This window comes from Clostridium uliginosum, assembly GCF_900112485.1.
Taxonomy (GTDB): Bacteria; Bacillota; Clostridia; order Clostridiales; family Clostridiaceae; genus Clostridium; species Clostridium uliginosum.
On sequence record NZ_FOMG01000011.1, the window covers coordinates 1 to 21,489 of the forward strand.

Genomic DNA, 21,489 nt, shown 5'->3' on the forward strand with positions numbered 1-21,489 from the left:
AAAGCAACACGTGAAGAACAAGGTCTTGCAGAAAGAGCTAAGAAATTAGGTGTTGACATTACAGGACTTTCAACAGCAGATGCACAAGCAAAAATTATGACAGCGCAAGCTCAAAAATTAGGAATAGATACTACAGGACTTTCTAATGATCAAATAAAAGCAAAAATAAAAGAAGCACACCAACATCAAGGACCTTCAGAAACAACTGAGAAGTAAGATATAGTTAGTTTAAATATTCTTAAATCGCTTTTTTACCACCCTATGGGTGTAAATTCTACTGATTAGTAACGAGGAGGGGCTGTCTCAGAATTATCAAGTGAAGTAATAATAAAGAAATAGAAATAACATTTATTAAAGAAGACTAGAAAAATAAGCTAATAGTTTCTAACATTTAAAGTTGTACCCATAAAAGATTGCTCCTAATATGCATTAGGACAATCATTTATGGAACAACTTCAAATAAAGAAACTCTAAGTTTATTTTTCAATGCTTCTTCTACAAATGTTATTTCTATTTTTTTTTTTGAATATACATCATATCATTAAATGATTTGTATTATGATGCAGCTCCTTTTTTGCATATAATCATTTTGAAGTATAATTTTCTTTCATGTTCCTTATTGAAAAATGTGATGCAACCAAAAGTGGTACAATATAAGGATAAATAAAAACATATAGGGAGTGTTTATTGTGAAAAGGAATTATACAATTACAAATACAACCAAGGAAGAAAGAATAAAAATTTCAAATGAAGCATTAGCTATTTCTATAATACATGGACAAGAACTAACTTATGAAACAAAAAAACTAGTTTCAGAATATATTGATGGGAAAATTGATATCTCTAGCATATTTTCATCTTTGAACTAGTCAGTATAAGTGGTATAATATTTAATAATAATATGATTATGGACAACTGACTAAACTACAATAAAAATGCTAAAGTTAAACAATCATATTAGATCAGAGGGGGAAGAAATATGATAAAAAGAATTAAAAAGGTAATGGCGTTAATGTTAATTGCTACTTCAGTAGTTACAATAGCACCGAAAAATATATTTAATGTAAAGGCTTATGCGGCAACAACATCAACAACAGCTGCAACAGGCATGGAGTGGACAGACGCGGATGAGGCTAAGGTACAAGAAGGATTAAAAGTTTATTTAAAGAAAAATGTATGTACTGATGCAGATGCTATTAAGCTTACATTTATGAAATATGTAAAGATAGATTTAAGTAAAGAAACAGCAGAAAAGATAGTAACTCCAATGGTAACAAAAGAGGTAACTGCAAAGGTAACAGCAATGGCAACAGCACAGGCAACTGCTGCAGCAAAAGCAAAATATCCTGATGCAACCGATGGACAAATTGCAGAAATGATTAAGCCTCAAGTTGAAGCTCAAGTTAAGGTTCTAGTTCCTAAAATATTACCTGGTGCGATTGCCACAGCAACTACACAACTACAAAGTGCAACACAAAAAATACCTGTATATCAATATGCAGGAGTAAAAGCTGATGGTACAGTAGTTGGAATGGGAATTATAGCTGGTGGACCAATAGCAGGAATGTTATTAAAATCAGGACAAAAGCCAATATATGTGGATACTACTAAACTTGGTGTAGAGGGTAATTTAGTTCTTGGAGAGTTAATAAATAAATTAGAAGATGTAATAAAAAATTTAGGAGATAATATAAAGGGTATAATAGGAAACATTACTGAGGGATTAAATGACATATCTAATTCAATTAATGATGTTACTAATTCAATAGATGATTTATTTGATGATCTTAATGATCATACTGATGACTTCCTTGATAGAATTAACAAGGATGAAGGATGGGACAAGACGGATGGTTACATCTATTATTATGATGAGGATGGTATTAAGTTAAGAGGCGTTAATGAAATAAAAGGTAAGAAGTATTATTTTAATAGAATTGATGGTGCTTTAGAGACAGGCTGGCAAATCGTTGATGGTAAGAGATGTTACTTCTCACCTAAAAATCGTTATCAAGTATTTAGTCAATGGATAAAAGATGGGGACAAGATATATTGTCTTGATGCAAATGGAGAAGTTAGAAAATCTCAGTGGGCTCAAAATGGAAATAAGACTTGTTATTTAAAGGCTGATGGGACTGTAGTTACTAATAAGTGGTTTAAAATTGATGATTATTGGTATTATTTTGATAACAATGGGAACATGGAAAATTCAACTTGGAAGTGGTGTGGTGATTCTTGGTATTACCTAGGAAGTGATGGAGCTGCCGCTAATAAGTGGACACAAATAAATGATAAATGGTATTGCTTCAAAGATCCATCAGGTGCAATGTATACAGGTTGGTTTAGACATGACGGAAGCTGGTATTGTGCAGATGATGATGGTTCAATGAAAACTGGATGGGCATATTCAAGTGATGGATGGTGCTATTTAGATGATGAAAGTGGAAAGATGAAGAAAAATGAATGGGCTTTAGTTGATGGAAAATGGTATTACTTTAATCTTAACGGAATTATGGTAACAGGTACAAGATACATTAATGCAACTAAATACCATTTTAGTGCAGATGGAATTTTAGAATAGAGATGTTTTTTTAAGAAATATGGATATGTATTTACTACGTATTGTTGAAAAAATTTTTTTGATGCAATGACTTAAGTGAAAGGCATATCCATATTTTTTTTTAGATGCTCATTATAATAAGGAAGAAAAAATGCTTCTCAAGAAATAGAATTTATATATTACTTCAGATACTAGAAAATAAACTAAGAATTTCTATAATTTTAAAAATTAACTTAGCTAAAATAACTAAACTCACCTAAAGGTTCAAACAATAGTTATTTCTTAATGCTTAGTTAATTTTTAAAATAATGAAACACTAAAGTTTATTTTCTTAATGTATCTTGTGTAAATATAAATTCTATTTCTTTTTGTAGATGAGCCATAGGTTAAGGAAGAAATTTTTTCAGAGTTTCTATAAAATATATTTTTATGCATTTACTTTGGATACTACAAGTCTTATTTCCATTAGGAATATTAATCATTAATAGGTTAAGATTATCTTAATTTACAGATTGTTATCTTAATGGTAAAATGTAGATTAAAAGGGAGGCGGAGTTAAATGAATAAAAATATTAAACGTATTATTGCAACCACACTTGTTGTTTGTGCTTTTTCTGCAATAGAACCAGTACAATATATGAATTTAACAACAACAAAAGCTTATGCAAGTTCTAATAAAGAGAAGAGAGATAAGAGAGATAAGAGAGATAAGAGGGATAAGAAGGATAAGAAGGACAAATTTAATAAAGATAATTTTGATGACCTTAAGCTTAATGAGGAATCAAGCTCAGATAAGATTCAGCTTTACAGTAAATCTAATTGCAAGAGTGATGATGAAACAGATTTTGAATTTAGTGATACAACATATTATGCAAAGGTTTCAAAGGGGACTAGCTCAGTTAATATAACTGCAGATAATGATAGCGATTATGAAGTATATGTTTTTAAAGGAAATAATAAAAAGAAATATGATTTGGGTGATGAAATTGACATTGATTCAGGAACAACTACACTTTATGTAAGAGCATATAAAGATGGTGATTTTGATAAAGATAGTGTAAAGCGTGATGTAAAAAAGACATATACAATATATGTAAAGAATGGTTCTAGCTCAAGTTCTGATTCTGATACTACTGATGAAGATAAGGATCAAGATGATATTTATTTAGATGATCTTAGACTAAGTGAGGGAAAAATAGATTTCTCAAAAGATAAGACTTCATATGATGTAAATGTTAAGGAATCAATAGATGAAATAAAAATTACAGCAAAGCCAGAGGATGAAGATTATACAGTTAAAATTGATGGATCAAAAGTGGATGATGGGGATAATTATAAAAAGACAGTAGAGTTAAAAAAAGGCAAAAATGCAATAGAAGTAAGTATTAAAAATGGTTCAGACAAGAGAATATACACATTAAATATAAATAGAGGAACAACTTCAAGTTCAACTAATACAACAGAAAATAATAAGCCAGCAACAGGAGACAATAATATTACAGTAGATCGTCCAACACAAAGTAATAAAAAAGCTCAACAATGGGTAACTGTAAATGGCAAATGGCAATATAATGATGTAAGTGGAAATCCACTTAAGAGTGCATGGCTTCGTGATAAGAATTCAGGAAAATGGTATTTCTTAGATGCAGATGCTAATATGGCTACAGGTTGGTTATATACTGGTGGAGTTTGGTATTATTTAGATAATAGTGGAGCTATGCAAACTGGATGGATACAACTTGATAGAAAATGGTATTATTTAGATACGAATGGAGTTATGAGAACTCAATGGATAAAGGTCGATGGTAAGTATTACTATTTAAATGAATCAGGAGTAATGCGTTATGATACCATTATAAATGGATACAAATTAGATGCAAGTGGAGCTTGGATCGGATAAGGCATATTCATTCCTAAAAAAGGACATATTAGCATGTAGTGATACATTGTAAATAATGATTTTAGTGTTTCATCATTTCTGTTATAGAATTTGGCATTGCTTGAAGCTTTAGCTGAGTTTGCCATAATTCTATTGCAGAAATGATAGAAACACTTAATCACTATTTGCTAGTATCCGTAGTACTAATATGTCCTTTTCTAGGTATAGATGTTCTTAGGTATATTTAAAAGAATAGCTAGTTAGTATGTTAGTCTATTTTGTGTTATATAATCTTCTAATGTAATAGAATATAATATAAAAAATTTATATTTATTTACAATATTTACATATAAATATTGTTATTTAAGTTAAAAGGTAGATATAAATATATTAAAAGGTACCGAAAATTGCATTTGCTGTTGTATATATTAGTGAAGGTTTAAAATAGAAATTATAGGATAATATTCTATAATTTATCTTTGTCCTATTATTTTATTTCATATGATTAAGACATCTTCAAAAGAATAACTAGTCAGTATGCTAGTATATTTTTCACTATACTGAATCGACAGAATCCTGTGATAGGACAATTATCATTAGAACTGTCTATTTATTTGACACAAAATATCCGTTGCATAATTTAAACTTAAGAATAAATTAAGAAATTCTTAATTTTTAGTTTAATATGTTAATGGTAAAATTTATGATAAAAAGGGGAGGAATATTTTAATGAGTAAGAAATTAAAGAAAGTAATAGCAATGGTTCTTACAGTAGCTGCATTTGCTACAATAGAACCTTCAAAGTATATTAATTTGACAACAACAGTAGCACATGCAAGTGTATCTAGTGATGCATTAAAGAATCTTGAAGTTAAGAAAGGATCAAAGGAGCTTCAACTTTATAATAATTCTAAGTGCAAGAGCCGTGATGAGGTAGATTTTAAGACTGATAAAACAGATTATTATGTCAAAATTGGTAGTAGTAAGTCAGTTAAGATAAGTGCAGACTTAGGTGCTGGTTATAAAGCAAAAGTTGTTAAGTCAGGTAGTAAAAAGGAATATGATTTAGATGAAAAACTTTCAGTAAGTGATGGAACAAAACTTAAAGTAACAGTATATAGTGAATCTAATAAAAATGACGAAGAGACTTATAATATAAAAGTAAAAAGTACTTCATCAAGTTCAAGGGATGATGACGATGATGATGAAGATTATGATGATATTTATTTAGATAAAATTAAGTTAAGTGACGGCGATATTGATTTTTCAAGAAAAACATCTTCATACACTGTAAAGGTTAAAGAATCAGTTGAATCAATAAAAATAACAGCAGAGCCAGAAGATGATGACTATACAGTTAAAATTGATGGTAAAAAAGTTGATGAAGATGATAAGTATAGAAAAAATGTAGATTTGAAAAAAGGTAAGAATGAAATTGAAATAAAGATTAAGGATGACTCTGAAAGCAGAACTTATACTTTGAATATATATAGAGGAACTTCTGATGCTATAGATGAAGATGATGATGATAATCAAGATGATGTATATCTAAAAAATATTAGTTTAAGTGATGGAGAGATTGATTTTAAAAAGAGGACAAGTTCTTATGATGTATCTGTTGAAAAGTCAGTTGATGATATAAGAATAACAGCAAAGCCACAAGAAGATGATTATACAGTTAAAATTGATGGTAGAAAAGTTGATGATGATGATGATTATAAAAGAACAGTTGACTTAAAAGAAGGTAAGAATGAAATTGAAGTAATGGTTAAAGATGGTTCAGACCAAAGAACATATACTTTAAATATATATAGAGGAACTAAACCTGATAAAGATACATCAACTGATACTAATGAAAAAGCAAAACCTAACCAATGGGTGACTGTAAATGGTAACTTTTATTATAATGATTCTATAGGAAATCCAATTAAGAATTCTTGGTTCATTGATAGAAATCTTGGTAAATGGTATTTTATGCAAGCTGATGGAAGTGCAGCCAAAGGTTGGTTATATAATAATTCTACATGGTATTATTTAAATTATGGTAACGCAGCTATGGAAACAGGTTGGTCATATATAGGTGGAACATGGTATTACTTAGGAAGTAATGGAGCTATGGAAACAGGTTGGAAGTATATAAATGGAACATGGTATTACCTAAATTCTAATGGTTCTATGAAAACAGGATGGTTAAATGATGGTAATGGTAGATGGTATCTATTAGATAACACAGGAGCAATGCTTGCTAATACAACTATAAATGGTTATAAATTAGGAGCAAATGGAATGTGGATTAGATAAGATTCCAAAAGTAAGTTTCCTTTTTAAAATAGGATATAGATGGTTTTAAGGCATATTAAAGAAAATAACAAGTCAAAGATGCAACGTATATTTTGAGTCAGACAAGGAGATGAAATTAACGCATAGCAAGCTATGGGTTGATTTTATCGACGCAGTATGACGCAAAATAGACTAACATACTGACTTGTTATTTATTTTATTATGCCTAAGTATAAAAATAAATGCAAATAAATAGAGATATGATAGGCTACAGATACGAAAAGTAGTTTCGTGAATAGTTTATATCATATCTCTATTTTTTATTTTTAAAACATTAGATAAAAATTTAGTATAAGAAGCAACTAAATCTTCAAATTCCAGTAAAAAGGGAATTGAAGATGCCATAAAATTAATATTATCTTAAGGTATTAATAATTTACGTTTTAACATTATAATGTTAAAATTATTAGTATATACATAAGGCATATTGACTTGTTATTTTTTGAAGATGCCTAAGTAGAAGGGGGAGGAGTATGAATAAAAGCATTAAACATATACTTTTAGGAGCTTTAGTTGTTGGTGTATTTGGAGTTATAGAACCTGCAAAGTATTTAAGCTTAACGACTACAAAGACTTATGCTGCAAGTAGAGTATATTTTAAAAGTGTATCTTTAAGTGATGGATGTAATATTAATTTCTCTGATGATGTATATTCTTACGTTTTGGATGTTGATAAATCTCTTGAAGAAATAATAGTGAGGGCTAAACCGGAAGATTCTGATGATAAGGTTAAAATTAATGGTGAAATAGTAACTGAAGAGGACAAGTATAGAAAGATAGTAGAACTAAAAGACGGTAAGAATAAAATTGAACTGGAAGTTAGAGATGATAATAGCGCTAACACAGCTATTTATACTATTTATATATATAGGGGTGGAAAAGAAGCTCTTTATTTAAAAGATATGATGATTGATGGGAATAATATTGGATTTGAAAAGACAAAGCCTTTTTATAATATAGAAGTTGATGAAGATACATCTAGAGCACTGCTTAATCCAGTGACAGAAGACGATAATTATACAGTTTCAGTTAATGGTACTGAGCTAGATCCTGATAATAGTTTAATTAAAATAAGATTTAGTGGTATAGGTAAGTATATTATTAATGTTAATGTTAAAGATAAGGAAACTAAGAGAGAAAAGGCATATATATTAAATATGTATGTAGGTATTCCTATATCACCCGATGTTTCTAATTCAGTTAACTCAGTAATCAAACCTAATCAATGGATAGTTGTAAATGGCAGGTGGAGATATAATGATTCAATTGGTGAATGTTTAAATAATATATGGTTTTATGATAAAATGTATGATAGATTTTTTCATTTTAATAAGAGAGGAAATATGCAGACAGGCTGGATATCAGATAAGGGTAATTGGTATTTTCTAGCTTCACATGGTGCAATGCAAACAGGCTGGATATTAGATGATAATAAATGGTATTATTTAAACTCATATGGTGTGATGCAAACAGGTTGGGTTGAAAGCAATAATAAATGGTATTTTCTAGATTCAGATGGTGCAATGAAAACAGGGTGGATATTAGATAAGGGTAGCTGGTATATATCAGATTATACTGGAGAAATGCAAACAGGTTGGATAATATATAAGGGTGACAGGTATTTCTTGAATTCAGATGGTACAATGAAAACAGGTTGGCTTAAGAATGGTGATGACTGGTATTTTTTTAATGATTACGGAGGCATGAAAAGTGGAGAATGGGTATTAAATAATGGTAATTGGTATTATATAAATTATAATGGAACTATGAGAACAGGAGGGTTAAATGAAGGTGATAGGTATTACTATTTAAATGATGATGGAACCATGAATACAAGTACTAAAATTATTGATGGACATACTTATAACTTCAATGAAGATGGATCAGTTATATTTTAGATATCTTTAAAAATATGTTGCATATTGATAAGGCACATGAAAGAAAACAATAGATCACATATACATGTACACTGGTCTATTATTTTTTTAATATGACTAAATCAAACAACTGAAATGAAATATATAAATTAAAATCAATGAAATATAAAGTCTTAGGTGCTAATTCAGAGCATCTAAGGCTTTTTTATGTTGCAATTAACTGTATATAGATGGATTGTTTATGGGTATATTATTCATATTTTACAGTTTACTGGGTTACATAATGGGAAAAGTTTGTTATTATGGTATTATAGTAGATAATAGGAACTATTAGGAACTAATAAGCTTAGGCATTTTCAAAAGATAACAAGTCAATATATAAGCATCTTTGACTTGTTATTTTATTTCATATGCCTTAAGGAATTAGAGATTTACATAAAGCGGAGGTAATATCAATGAAAAATGTAGTTTTAAAAAAGGCAGTAGCAGCAGTTTTGGCCGCCACAACAATTTTAACAGTAGTTCCAGTGGGGGCTTCAGCTGCTTGGATAAGAGAAGGCCAAAGTAACTGGAGCTGGAATGAAAGTGGAGCAACTTTTATAGGATGGAAAAATATTGATGGAAATTGGTATTATTTTGATAATAATGGAATTATGATAACTGGATGGATTAATAACTGGGGGAATTGGTATTACACAGATAGTAGTGGCGTAATGCAAAATGGTATAATTGAAGTTAATGGAAAAGTTTATGCACTAGGATCAGATGGAGTTATGCAAACAGGAAGAATTTCAATTAATGGACAATCTTATAATTTTGATGAAAATGGTATTGCAACAGGAGATAGAATTCCTAGTGCTAATAAGACTTTTGATGTTGCTAATAATGTTTTACCAGGAGGTTATAAACCACCATACAGTAGTGATGGGAATTTGTGGGGAGCAGCTTCATCAAATAATACAAATTCATCAAGTAAATCAAATTCCTCAAATAACTCGAGTTCATCAAGTGATGATATGTTTGAAAATGCTAAAGAAATTATAGTTAAGTATAAGGTAACTTTTGATTCAAATGGTGGAAGTAAGGTATCTTCAATAAATGGTGTGAAATCAGGAAAAACAATAGATTTACCAGATGAACCTACAAAAGATGGTTATAAATTTGATGGTTGGTATAAAGATGATGATGATTTTGAAAAGGAATTTACAGAGGATACAAAAGTAAGAGCTGATATTAAATTGCATGCAAAATGGGTAAAATCAGATGGATCTGCGGATACAAAACCAGATACAAAGCCAGGTGAACAAGTAGTGCTACTTTCTAAAGTAATTACTAATAATATATCAGGAAAAGACAGTGTTAAAGTGAGCGCAAGGGCCACTAATTATACAAATGGAGCAAAAGCTACGATTGAATTATTTGAAAAGTCTACTGGAACTGTAGTAAAGACAGAAACTGTAGATATAGGATCAAGGGGTCTTATAAGCTATACATTTACAGGAGTAGGCGTAGGGACTTATACAGCTAAAGTAACTGTTGGGACAGTGAGTGCTAGTTCAGAAGAATTTAATGTTATATCATCTTCAGATGCAGCAGACACTGCTATTAAAAAAGATGCAGAAGCACTTAGCTTAGGTGATTTAAGTTTTGTAATATCAGATTTTAATTTACCAACGGGAGGAAGTTATGGAACAACTATTACTTGGGCATCAGATAATGAAGATATTATTAGTAAAGATGGAAAAGTGAAAAGACCAAATGGAACTGATACTAAAGAAGTAAAATTGACAGCAACTATATCAAAAGAGGGTGGACTTTCAGTCAAAAAAGACTTTACAGTAACTGTTAAGAATTTAGATGAAAAATTAAAGTCAGCTGTACAAGAAATTAATATTGCAATGGCTACAACTAGTGATGCAGCAGCAAAGTTTAGTGCTATTAAAACAAAACTTGATGACAAAGAAATTATGGTTGTATTTGGAGTAAGTAAAGAAGAATATGCAAACTATGTAGCATTGAAAGTAACTGGTGATAAGTATCAAATAGAAGTGGCAAAAGGAGTTTACGATGCAAGTAGGGGTAAAGCTTATGTAGAAGATGAAAATGGAGCAAAAGCAATTAAAACTGCATTCAATACTGGAGTTAAAAAACAAACCAGTCAAAAGGGGATAGATGATAAGAATTCACAAGGAGAAAAAGATTTAGTAGCTGCAAGAGAAAAATTAATAAAACTAATAAATGAATATGAAGCTAAATCAGATGTAACTGAGGATAAATATACAGCAAGTAGTTGGAAGGCATACCAAAATGCATTAGCACAAGCAAAGGATGCACAAGATAGAACAAGTATAAATTTTGTACAAAGTTCAATGGAAAAATTAAAATATGCATTCGATAATTTGACTGGAGCTTATTTAGTAAATATAGATATTAATTTAAATGGTACAGTATGGGGTGGATTTAGAACAGTAACCTTAGAAAAAGGATCAGAAAAGATAGAAGCAAAAGATACAGAAACAGGAGTTAAGGCATCTTTAATAAATGGAAGATATAAAATAGTTGTTGATGGTGAAGATACTGGTAAAATAATAGAAATAACTAATGCTAGTCCAACTAAAATAGTATTAGATTATTATACAATAAATTTAAAAATGAAAACATCAGACTTAGTAAGAGGTGAAATAATTAAAGGAACTTATGGTGATAAGAATATTGCAAGTGAACTTCAAGGATCAAAAATGGTGCTTGGAGGGAAAGAGTTAACTATTAAAGTAAATGGTACAAGTAGCAATGTAAACATAAAGAACTTCAAGTATGCATGGTCAGAAGAAAATATTGTAAAGTCAGAAGGTCAAACATTTGTAATTAATGAGGTTAAAAATAAATTAGATTTAATATGTAAAATTACACCAGATGACCGTTTGATAAATAAGATTTTAGTTTCCAGTGATAGTTCAGGTAAAGTTACAGTTAAGGCAGATGCATTTAATGTTGGATCAGAAACAATAAAAGCTGAATTAATGCAAAATGGAAAAGTAATTGAAAATGGAACATGTAATATGAAAAAAGATTCAGAAGCGGAAGATAATTTTATAGCAGAATTTAATAATATAGCAACCGGTAGTTATATAGTAAGGGTAACAATTAGCTCAGGTGATAATGCAGTAAGTAACGAAGCGAGAGTTGTTGTAAAGCAAATAGATTCAAACTTAGTTAAGGCGATACAAGAAATTAATGGAGCAATAGATAAGGGAACAGAGGGGGATAAATTTACATCTTTAAAAACAGCAATTGAAGTAAATTATACAAATTTTAAAATAACTAATGAAGAGTATAATTTATATAAAGCTCTGGAAACTTCAACAGAGCCAAAAGATAAATATCAAATAGAAGTCTTAAAAGCAGTTTATGCAGGTAGTAATCAAAAAGCTTATTCGTTAGATGAAACTGGAGCAGAATCTATTAGAAGTAAATTCACTGCTGCGGTTACAACTCAAACAAATGAAAAGAAGAAAGTGGAAGATAATGTAACTGCAGCTGCAGAATTGGCAAAAGCAAAAGAAGATTTAACAGCATTAATAGATGGTGAAATTGGTACAGATCGTAATAATCCACAATATATAAAAGATGAGGTTAAGTATACTGTGGAAAGCTGGAAGATTTATTCAGATTCAATAATTAAAGCATTAAATGCTGAAAAAGTTCAAAATCCTACTTTAGTAAATGTAATAAAAGCAAAAACTGACTTAGAATCTGCAAAGACTCAATTACAATTAGGATATGAAGCAACAATAAAGGTTACAAAAGATGGAACTGCATATGATAATTTTGGTATAGTAACTTTAAAACAAAAGACATTAAATATAATACAATCAAAAGAAATAGCAACAGAAAAACCAGAAACGGGTGTTGTTAAGGCAAGTAGATTGGCAAATGGAGAATATGAAATCTTTATTAATAATAAAGATACTGGTGACACTATAACAATAAAAGATGGTGTAAGTGGAAATAAAGAACTAAAATACTATACAGTTAGTTTTAATTTAGATAAATCAGAAGAATTAGTTAATAGTACAATAACTGCAAAATATAATGATAAGGATATTATTAAATCTGGAGATGTAGTACTAGGAGGCCAAAATTTAACTGTTACAGCAATTGGTAAAAGTAGTGTTTCAGGTGTAAGCAACTTTATTTATACATGGACAGGGTTAACAAATATACCAACAGATAATGCATCAATAGTTACAGAGCATACAGTTGGAAAGAAATTAGATATAACCTGTAAAATTAGCACACCTGGAGTGTAAACAGAGTGTTAGATATTATAACATAGTATAAATTTTAAGATTTTAGAAATATTTATAGAAAAATTTACAAGGGAGTATTATGTTAATATTTAAGATATAATAAAAGTAATGTAGAAATATTTAGGTTAGGAAGTGAAGTGTGTGGATAAAGAAATATTAGAGTTATTGCAAAGGATAGAAGGACGATTTGATAAATTAGAAGTAAGATTTGATAATTTAGAGGGTAAAGTGGATAAATTAGAGAACGGACAAGAAAAGATAGTAAACAGGTTAGATGACGTAGACAATAGATTGGATAAAATAGATATTAGATTAGATAATTTAGAAATTGGACAAAAAGAAATAAAAGATAAATTAGATGACATTTCATAAGATATGACTGCGGAACTAACTCATATAGCAAATATAGTTAGTGGAGTAGATAAGATAACTGTAAAAAATTCACACGATATAACTGACTTAAATATTGAGGTAACTAGATTACAAGCTTAAAAAATAACTGAAAACTATATATAAGGTATTAGTTTTGTATTAGCTAATACAAAGAAAAAAGTGTTGTCTCAAGATGATTTTGAGACAGCTTTTTTCATATTAGGCTATGTTTTAAAACCGTGTTGATATTGTTACATATTGTTCAGTGTGCTAAAGAATTGATATAGGAAACTCGACTCATATTCATTCGATGAGTAAGTTCGAGTAATAAAATATAAAATTTTGACTCTCACTTAAGAGTTCTAAAAGTCCAATTCTAATGCACACTTCACAAAAATGTAACAATATCAACACTATATTAAAACATAGCTTTATATTAAGATATCCAAACTAGGATTGAAAAATTCTATTTGTTGGAAAACTTTCTTTTGGATATAATTATATATAGGTGGAGAGGGTAAACTTAAAGCAAAAATCGAATTATTAATAAGTAGTAGTTTAATAAATCTCTTTTTGTTTTTTTATTGTTGCACAAAATGAGTTTAATGTAGTATAACATATGCTAATATAGTATTATTACATTAAAATTTAATTATATTTTATTAGGGGTTGATATTGTGAATTCTTTATATGTACCTATTTATGCCACACTAAGAAAAATATCTATAGAGTTAGATAAATTAGATTTTATAAAATATGTATTTGTATATGGAAGTGTTTCTAAAAAACATATTCATAATGATAGTGACATTGATTTGTTAATAATAGGAACTAAAGATAAAAATATAGAATTAGTGAATAGTTTATCTAAAATTTTTGATGATTTAGACATTAATGTGGATGTGGATTTTAAGTATTACGAATTTAATAAATTTAAAATCATATATAAAACTAACACATTTTTAAAATATATTGAAAAAGATTGTAAAACAATTAAGGAGGTACAGAATGAATTATCTAGATTTTGCAAATAAAGATTTAAATTCAGCAAAAATATTACACAAATATACTGGAGAATATGATAACATTGTTGTGCTATGTCAACAATACTTAGAAAAGGCATTTAAATATCTATTAGATAGAAAATTGGGAGAATTAAGTAAATCACATAAATTGGTCACATTATCTAAAAAATTAGAAATAAATGAATTAGATAAGTATGAAAATTTTTTAAGAAAAGTACAGGATTATTATTTTGATAAAAGATATCCAAGTGAGGATTATATGGAAACAATAAAAGAAGAATGTGATGAAGTTGTAAAAACTACTTTAATTATTAAAGAAATTATAGAAGCAGAATTAAATAAATTAAACAAAGTAAATACAGTAAATACAGAATTAAAACAATGTAATTTATTTGATAACTTGAAATAAATTAGCACCAGTAGGATGTAAATTTTAGCACTTCAGGAATAAATTTAGTAAAATTTACAATATAGTATTGTACTAGCTAATATAAAGAAAAAAGTGTTGTCTCAAGATGATTTAAAATGATTTTGAGACAGTTTTTTTTCATGTTAATCACTGTGTTAAAACTATGTTTATATTGTTATATATTATAAAGTGGGCTAAGAAATTGAACTTTACAAAAATATAACAATATTAACACTTTTCTAAAAAATAGCTTCGCATCAAAATAACAAAGTTAGGATTGATAAATTCTATTTGTTGGGAAATTTTATTTTGGATATAATCATATATAGGTGGATATTAATTTTCTAAATATGTCTAAACAGAAGAATGCTTATGTATTTGGGCACTTATATGTGATATAATACTTTATGCAACTTACTAAGTAAAAGCGTATGTGAGTTGAGTTTCATAAGTAAGAATCCAAATTTAATATTTGGTTATTCGAACTTACTCAGCGAACGTATATGAGTCGAGTTTCATATATAAGTCTAAATTTTACATTATTATATATAATGTATTTTATTTTGAAAAAATGGCTCTGTTTTAATATAGTGTTTATATTGTTACATTTTAGCCCATTGAACAATATGTAATAATATCAACACGGTTTAAAAACATAGCCTAAAAAATATATATGTTGCATTGATAATTTTATATTTTGCAACTTAGAAATTTTGAAAACTTTTTAATGTTAGGGAGGAATTTATCTTTGGCTGATTATATAAATGAAATTGAAAAGAGAAGAACCTTTGCAATTATTTCCCATCCGGATGCTGGTAAAACTACACTTACAGAAAAATTATTACTTTATGGTGGTGCTATAAGACTTGCAGGTTCTGTTAAGGCTAGAAAATCATCAAAACATGCAGTTTCTGACTGGATGGAAATTGAAAAACAAAGAGGTATATCAGTTACTTCTTCAGTAATGCAATTTAATTATGATGGATATTGCATTAATATACTAGATACTCCAGGTCACCAAGACTTCTCAGAAGATACTTATAGAACACTTATGGCAGCTGATAGTGCAGTAATGGTTATTGATGCTGCAAAAGGTATAGAGGATCAAACAAGAAAGTTATTTCATGTTTGTGCTTTAAGAGGAATACCTATATTTACGTTTATAAATAAAATGGATAGAGAAGCTCAAGATCCTTTTAAGTTATTAGAGGATATTGAAAATGAACTTGGAATTAAGACTTATCCAATTAACTGGCCTATAGGTTGTGGTAAGGAATTTAAAGGTGTATTTGAAAGAACTAATAATAGAATATTAGCTTTTAATTCTGGAAACCATGGTCAAACAGAAGTTAGTTCTGTTGAAGGTGATGTAAATGATGAGATATTTAAGGATCTTTTAGGTGCTCCTTTACATAATAAGCTTATGGAAGACATAGAGCTTTTAGATATAGCAGGAGATGATTTTGATGAATCAAAGGTTAGAGGAGGAGATCTTACTCCAGTATTCTTTGGATCAGCATTAACAAACTTTGGAGTTGAGCCATTTTTAGCTCACTTCTTAAAAATGACTTCATCACCGCTTCCTAGAAATTCAAGTGCAGGTGAGATCAATCCATTTGATAAGGAATTCTCAGCGTTTGTCTTTAAGATACAAGCTAATATGAATAAAGCTCATAGAGATAGAATTGCATTTATGAGAATATGTTCAGGAGAATTCAAAAAGGGAATGGAAGTTATGCATATGCAAGGCGGAAAGAAGATTAAGCTTGCGCAACCTCAACAATTCTTAGCTCAAGAAAGAGAAATAGTTGAAGAAGCTTATGCAGGAGATATAATTGGTGTATTTGATCCAGGTATATTCTCAATAGGAGACACTTTATGTACTCCATCAAAGAAATTTAAATTTGAAGGAATACCAGCCTTTGCTCCAGAACATTTTGCAAGGGTAAGACCAATAGATACAATGAAGAGGAAACAATTCGTAAAAGGTGTTACTCAAATAGCTCAAGAAGGAGCAATTCAAGTATTTAAAGAAACACATATAGGTATGGAAGAAATCATAGTTGGTGTTGTTGGTGCACTTCAATTTGAAGTATTAGAATACAGATTAAATAATGAGTACAATGTAGATATTAAGATGGATAGATTATCTTATAGATATGTAAGATGGATAGAAAATAAGGATGTGGACATGGATTCATTAAACTTAACTTCAGATACTAAGAAGGTAAAAGACTTAAAGGAAAGAAATCTACTTATATTCCAAAACGATTGGGGAATAAGTTGGGCATTAGATCATAATAAGGGATTAATACTTTCAGCTGTGGGTAAAAGTGAAGAATAGAGGGTAAAAAAGGTTTTGTATATAGCTATGTTTTAAGTGAAAAGGGCTGTCTCAGAATACAAATCATTTAATGGTATTATGTATATTCAAAAAAATAGAAATAACATTTGTGTAAGAAGCATTGAAAAATAACCTTAGCGAAATTTTTCTAGTCTTCTTTAATAAATGTCATTTCTATTTTTTTGTTATTACTTGACTTGGTAATTCTGAGACAGCCCTACTATTTTAAAACATAGCTTTTTATATTATTTTGGTGTAATTAGCTGTTTTAAGATTTATTTTGTTTTAAAACATTATAAATAATTGATGCTGCTTCTGTATTAGTTATATTGTTTGAAGCATTGAAATTTCTATTATTATCACCTGCAATGATATTAAGTCCATAACATATTGAAGCATAACCCTTTAATTCTTCAGGGATATTATCTTTAAATGGATTAATAAATATTTCAGAGTGCTTTGCTATTTCTTCATACTTTAAATATCTAATTACAAATTTTGAAGCATCTTGGTTTGAAACAAAGGCATTTGGTGTTTTTTCTTCTTCTTTAATAATACCATCTTTTATTAGCATATTATAAAATTCTTCATCATTATAATAATTTTGAATAGGAGAATAAAGATATTTTAAGAAGTTATCTTGTGTTATATTGCTGTCTGGATTAAATTTATCACTTTTAATATAGTAACCATTGTTTAAAAGTTGTTTTACAGTTTGTTCACAAGAATGTCCAGATATATCTGTGTACTCTGGTACTTTATAATCTTTATATACATCTCCTTTAAAATCTAATCTTGTTCCATTTACAGGATCAAGAAGATATTCTCTATCTAAATTTAAAAAGTTATAAATTAACCCAACCTTATCTTTATCTATCAAGGAATATTCTAAGTTAAAGCCTACTGCACTACTGATTTTATCAAATGCATTTTCTTTATTTATAGTTCCGTTAATAGAAGGAAAGGTTACATTATCATACCAAGATCTATTATATTGAATTATTTTACCTGTGCTTTTATTTATTTCTACATTTAATGAATTGCTAACAAAGTCTATTCCATTTACTTGACGAACAAAATTAAAGGAAGAGATATCATTTTTATAGTTATCTGATTTGTCAGTATTTAAAATTAATTCATAAGCACTATTGTATTTTGTAGATGAAAATTTATCTGGTGCTACTTGTTTTAAAAATTGCTCTGCCATATCTAAAGCTTCGTTTTGTGAGATATTTTTATCACCTTTTGCTTCTTGTGAATAATAATTAAAAGAAATTAACTCTTCAGATTTTGCATTTACTTTACCATAACCACCTTCAAATGTAAGTTGCCAAATATATTCATCATTTAAATAATCTTTGTTTAAAGAGGCATCTATTAATTTCATATTAGAATCTATAAGATCTATGTGAGATTTTAAAATACTTTCAGCTTTTTCCTTTGTAATGAGCCCAGAAACATTTTTAATAGCATTTTCTTCTTCTGCGGTTAAGGTATTAATTTTATCGGCCATTCCTTCAGATAAGTTCATTTTATTTGCCATGTAAATATTATTCTCATTATAAAGTTTAATGGCAGCTCCTGTTTTTGCATCTATTGCTTGTAGGTTACTGTTATTTACAGAATAAGCAGGAAAAATATTTAATTTTTTTTGAGAATAATCATAATAAGAATAATACTTTAAATCTAAACCTAGCTTGTCTAAGTATGCTTTTTTAGCTGTAGCATAATCTATTTTATTATCTAAAGTTGGATATTCAAATATTTTATTTGCTACATTTTGAGTTAGTCTATTAAATGTAGTAACTTCACCAGTATATTTGTTTACTCCTATATTTACAGAAGAAAAACTAATAGGTACATCATTTGAAAATTGTTGATATATAAATGTATATTTATTATCTTGAAAATTATTAGTTTTTGTGTCAATAAGCTTCATTTGATTTGAAGAAGAAGGAAATACCTTTGATAAAAATTTTTCGGCAGAATTTTTAGCTTCTTCTTTTGTAATTTGTGCTAAACCACTTGAAATATCATTAATACAATATTTGTTGTATTCATATAAATTTTTATTTTCATCAATCAATGCATGGATTTCTCCATAATCTGATTGATCTTTTTTCCAAGTAAGTTTCCACGTTGTAACCTTATCACTACTTGTCCCGCTTCCTGATGAAGAATGTGTGAAATTAGTGTAATCATCTGGAACTGTTATAATGTTTTTTGCGGCAGTAATAGCTTGCTCAAGACTTTTACTATCAGTTTCTGCTGCAAATACTGGAGCAGGAAGTATTAATAAGAAAAAGGTTAAAATTAAACTTAAAAATCTCTTATTTTTCATAAAATACACCACCCTTTATAATTTATTTAATAATTTCCTAAAATAGGTATTTATATTATAATAACATATTTTGGATATAATGTATTATTATACAAAAAAGTATTAAGTAAAGATTTTAATTTAAAAACACAGTCCAATTCTTTAGCACTCTGAACAATATGTAACAATATCAACACGGTTTTAAAATAGAGCCAAATAAAAAAATGTTTCAAATAATGCAACATTTTATCTTTTTAAATTGTGTTATAGGTGAGGGGGGAATCATAATGAATGATATTTCATTGCGTACGAATGAAATTACATCAGAAGATTTAGATAACTATGGAGATATGGTATTAAGGCTTTCATATTCTTATATGAAAAACATACATGATTCAGAGGATATACTTCAAGATGTTTTAATACAGTTAATTAAAAACAAATCTAATTTTAAAGATGAAGAACACAAAAAGTCTTGGATTATTTGTGTAACTAGAAATCTTTGTATAAATAAGTTAAAATCTTCATGGTTTAAACATAGACAACCATTAATAGAATTCCCCTATTATGATAATTATAAAGAGACTAATAGTGATGTATTTGAGGCTGTAATGAAATTGCCAGTAAAATATAGAGAAGTTATTCATCTGTTTTATTATGAGGATTATACTACAGCAAAAATCGCATCGATAATTGAAAAAAAAGAATCCACGGTACGTTCTTTATTACATAGAGCAAGAAATATACTTAAAAAAACATTGAACGGGGGATACGATTTTGAGTAAGAAATATAAATACTATATGAATAAAATTACTATGGATGAAGACATGAAAAAAAGGATACTTGTTAATATAGATAATATAGCTAAAAAAGAGGATATAGAAAATAGAAAAGATAAAATAAAAAGCACTCATAGTAGGTTTATAAAGAATCTTTTAATGTATGCAGCATGTTTTGCAATTGTTTTATGTAGTATAACTAATAACTCATTTATAGATTTTTTTAAATCTAAGAAATTAGATTTAAAGTCAGTTGAAGTTTCAAACCCTACTGATTCAATAGAAGTAGCAGAAAACAAAGAAATGGATGTAGACTTACCAAATGAACAATTAGAATCACGGGAAAGAGAGCAAAGTACGGAAAAAAATATAAATTATCAAAATACAAATAGTTCATCAAAGAAAGTATCTGAAAATACAAAAATAGAAAAGTCATATTCAACATCAGAAGAAGGTGATACAAAATCATCATCAGAAAGCGGACAAGCAAAGGATGTAGATTCAAATTTAAATTATAGTAATTCATATAATGATTCTTCGCCTTTAATTGAGAAAGCTAATAGTGATAATGCATATTTAAGTGATAGACCTAATGATGTTAAATTTAATGATAATAATTTAGATAAACAGATTACTAAGTTAGATAATGATAATTCACTTTTAAGTAATAGATCTAATAATGTTAAATCTAATAATAATAATTTAGATAAACCAATTTCCAATATAGATGGGGCAATTATAAATAAAACATTTGAAGAGAAAAAATTTAATAGTTTAGCAGCGTTGAAGAATTCAGCTAATTTTGAATTTAAGGTTCCACAAGAATTGCCTCTAGATTTTAAAATAGATAATATAAGCTCTATTTCAAATAAAGTAGTATCAATAAATTATGTTAATGGTGATGATACTATTGTATTTAGAACGGCTAAGGTAACAGAAGATATAAGTGGTGACTTCACTAAATATGAAGTAGAGAAAACAGTAAATTTTAATTCAATGGATATAATTTTAAAAGGAAGTAATGAGTTTATTAATCTTGCAAAATGGAATAAAGATAATATATCATATAGCATTTTAGCGAAAAAAGGTCTTGGGGAAGATGATATTTTAAATATGGCTAAAAGCATTGACATACCTAAATAAGGTACATGAAAGAAAATAATAGACCAAAGATGCATCGTATATTTGCCGACGCAGTATGACGAATAATAGACGAGCATACTGGTCTATTATTTTTTGAATGCGTCTAAATAACAATATTGGCTAGTTATTT

General features: G+C 28.4%; 13 protein-coding genes and 1 pseudogene. 13 read left to right on the forward strand and 1 reads right to left on the reverse strand.

From position 1 onward, the window contains the following. From BM027_RS18225 to BM027_RS08875, 11 genes and pseudogenes are all read left to right on the forward strand, one after another. Positions 1–216, forward strand: a pseudogene (locus tag BM027_RS18225) (hypothetical protein); the annotation flags it as partial. A 473-nt stretch (positions 217–689) separates the two neighbouring features. Beyond that, positions 690–869 (forward strand): hypothetical protein, encoded by a 180-nt coding sequence (locus BM027_RS08830; protein ID WP_090090948.1) that lies wholly within the window; start codon positions 690–692, stop codon positions 867–869. A 110-nt stretch (positions 870–979) separates the two neighbouring features. Beyond that, complete coding sequence (locus BM027_RS08835) at positions 980–2,581, forward strand: N-acetylmuramoyl-L-alanine amidase family protein (RefSeq protein WP_090090950.1); 1,602 nt, start codon at positions 980–982, stop codon at positions 2,579–2,581. A 538-nt stretch (positions 2,582–3,119) separates the two neighbouring features. Next, positions 3,120–4,460: an N-acetylmuramoyl-L-alanine amidase family protein gene (locus tag BM027_RS08840; RefSeq protein WP_090090952.1), complete on the forward strand. Its 1,341-nt coding sequence runs from the start codon at positions 3,120–3,122 to the stop codon at positions 4,458–4,460. A 708-nt stretch (positions 4,461–5,168) separates the two neighbouring features. Beyond that, positions 5,169–6,740: a cadherin-like beta sandwich domain-containing protein gene (locus tag BM027_RS08845; RefSeq protein ID WP_090090954.1), complete on the forward strand. Its 1,572-nt coding sequence runs from the start codon at positions 5,169–5,171 to the stop codon at positions 6,738–6,740. A 512-nt stretch (positions 6,741–7,252) separates the two neighbouring features. Beyond that, positions 7,253–8,677, forward strand: a complete 1,425-nt coding sequence (locus tag BM027_RS08850; RefSeq protein ID WP_090090956.1) for a cadherin-like beta sandwich domain-containing protein — start codon at positions 7,253–7,255, stop codon at positions 8,675–8,677. 434 nt (positions 8,678–9,111) lie between these two features. After that, the gene (locus BM027_RS08855; RefSeq protein WP_090090958.1) at positions 9,112–12,966 is read left to right on the forward strand and encodes an InlB B-repeat-containing protein; all 3,855 of its coding nucleotides are present in this window, start codon (positions 9,112–9,114) and stop codon (positions 12,964–12,966) included. Between the two features lie 141 nt (positions 12,967–13,107). Then, positions 13,108–13,338, forward strand: a complete 231-nt coding sequence (locus BM027_RS08860; RefSeq protein ID WP_090090960.1) for a hypothetical protein — start codon at positions 13,108–13,110, stop codon at positions 13,336–13,338. A gap of 677 nt (positions 13,339–14,015) precedes the next feature. After that, positions 14,016–14,372 (forward strand): nucleotidyltransferase domain-containing protein, encoded by a 357-nt coding sequence (locus BM027_RS08865; protein WP_175559959.1) that lies wholly within the window; start codon positions 14,016–14,018, stop codon positions 14,370–14,372. Next, positions 14,347–14,772, forward strand: a complete 426-nt coding sequence (locus BM027_RS08870) for a HEPN domain-containing protein (RefSeq protein WP_090090964.1) — start codon at positions 14,347–14,349, stop codon at positions 14,770–14,772. Before BM027_RS08865 ends, BM027_RS08870 begins: the two co-directional genes overlap by 26 nt. A 748-nt stretch (positions 14,773–15,520) precedes the next feature. Continuing rightward, positions 15,521–17,116 carry a peptide chain release factor 3 gene (locus tag BM027_RS08875; RefSeq protein ID WP_090090966.1) on the forward strand — a complete coding sequence of 532 codons (1,596 nt, stop codon included), beginning with the start codon at positions 15,521–15,523 and terminating at the stop codon, positions 17,114–17,116. A 268-nt stretch (positions 17,117–17,384) separates the two neighbouring features. Here the strand turns inward: BM027_RS08875 and BM027_RS08880 are convergent, their stop codons facing one another. After that, the gene (locus BM027_RS08880) at positions 17,385–19,457 is read right to left on the reverse strand and encodes a YcdB/YcdC domain-containing protein (RefSeq protein WP_090090968.1); all 2,073 of its coding nucleotides are present in this window, start codon (positions 19,455–19,457) and stop codon (positions 17,385–17,387) included. 266 nt (positions 19,458–19,723) lie between these two features. On the opposite strand from BM027_RS08880, the gene BM027_RS08885 reads away from it, so the two are divergent. Both BM027_RS08885 and BM027_RS08890 read left to right on the forward strand, forming a co-directional pair. Continuing rightward, complete coding sequence (locus BM027_RS08885) at positions 19,724–20,221, forward strand: RNA polymerase sigma factor (RefSeq protein ID WP_090090970.1); 498 nt, start codon at positions 19,724–19,726, stop codon at positions 20,219–20,221. Then, the gene (locus BM027_RS08890) at positions 20,214–21,359 is read left to right on the forward strand and encodes a hypothetical protein (protein WP_090090972.1); all 1,146 of its coding nucleotides are present in this window, start codon (positions 20,214–20,216) and stop codon (positions 21,357–21,359) included. The genes BM027_RS08885 and BM027_RS08890 overlap by 8 nt, the downstream gene beginning before the upstream one ends. Positions 21,360–21,489 lie beyond the last annotated feature (130 nt).

Bases quoted from the DNA above. Each gene is read 5' to 3' on its own strand.
- BM027_RS08840 (WP_090090952.1), top strand. From the start codon at position 3,120: ATGAATAAAAATATTAAACGTATTATTGCAACCACACTTGTTGTTTGT.
- BM027_RS08835 (WP_090090950.1), top strand. From the start codon at position 980: ATGATAAAAAGAATTAAAAAGGTAATGGCGTTAATGTTAATTGCTACT.
- BM027_RS08845 (WP_090090954.1), top strand. From the start codon at position 5,169: ATGAGTAAGAAATTAAAGAAAGTAATAGCAATGGTTCTTACAGTAGCT.
- BM027_RS08870 (WP_090090964.1), top strand. From the start codon at position 14,347: ATGAATTATCTAGATTTTGCAAATAAAGATTTAAATTCAGCAAAAATA.
- BM027_RS08850 (WP_090090956.1), top strand. From the start codon at position 7,253: ATGAATAAAAGCATTAAACATATACTTTTAGGAGCTTTAGTTGTTGGT.
- BM027_RS08885 (WP_090090970.1), top strand. From the start codon at position 19,724: ATGAATGATATTTCATTGCGTACGAATGAAATTACATCAGAAGATTTA.
- BM027_RS08880 (WP_090090968.1), bottom strand. From the start codon at position 19,457: ATGAAAAATAAGAGATTTTTAAGTTTAATTTTAACCTTTTTCTTATTA.
- BM027_RS08855 (WP_090090958.1), top strand. From the start codon at position 9,112: ATGAAAAATGTAGTTTTAAAAAAGGCAGTAGCAGCAGTTTTGGCCGCC.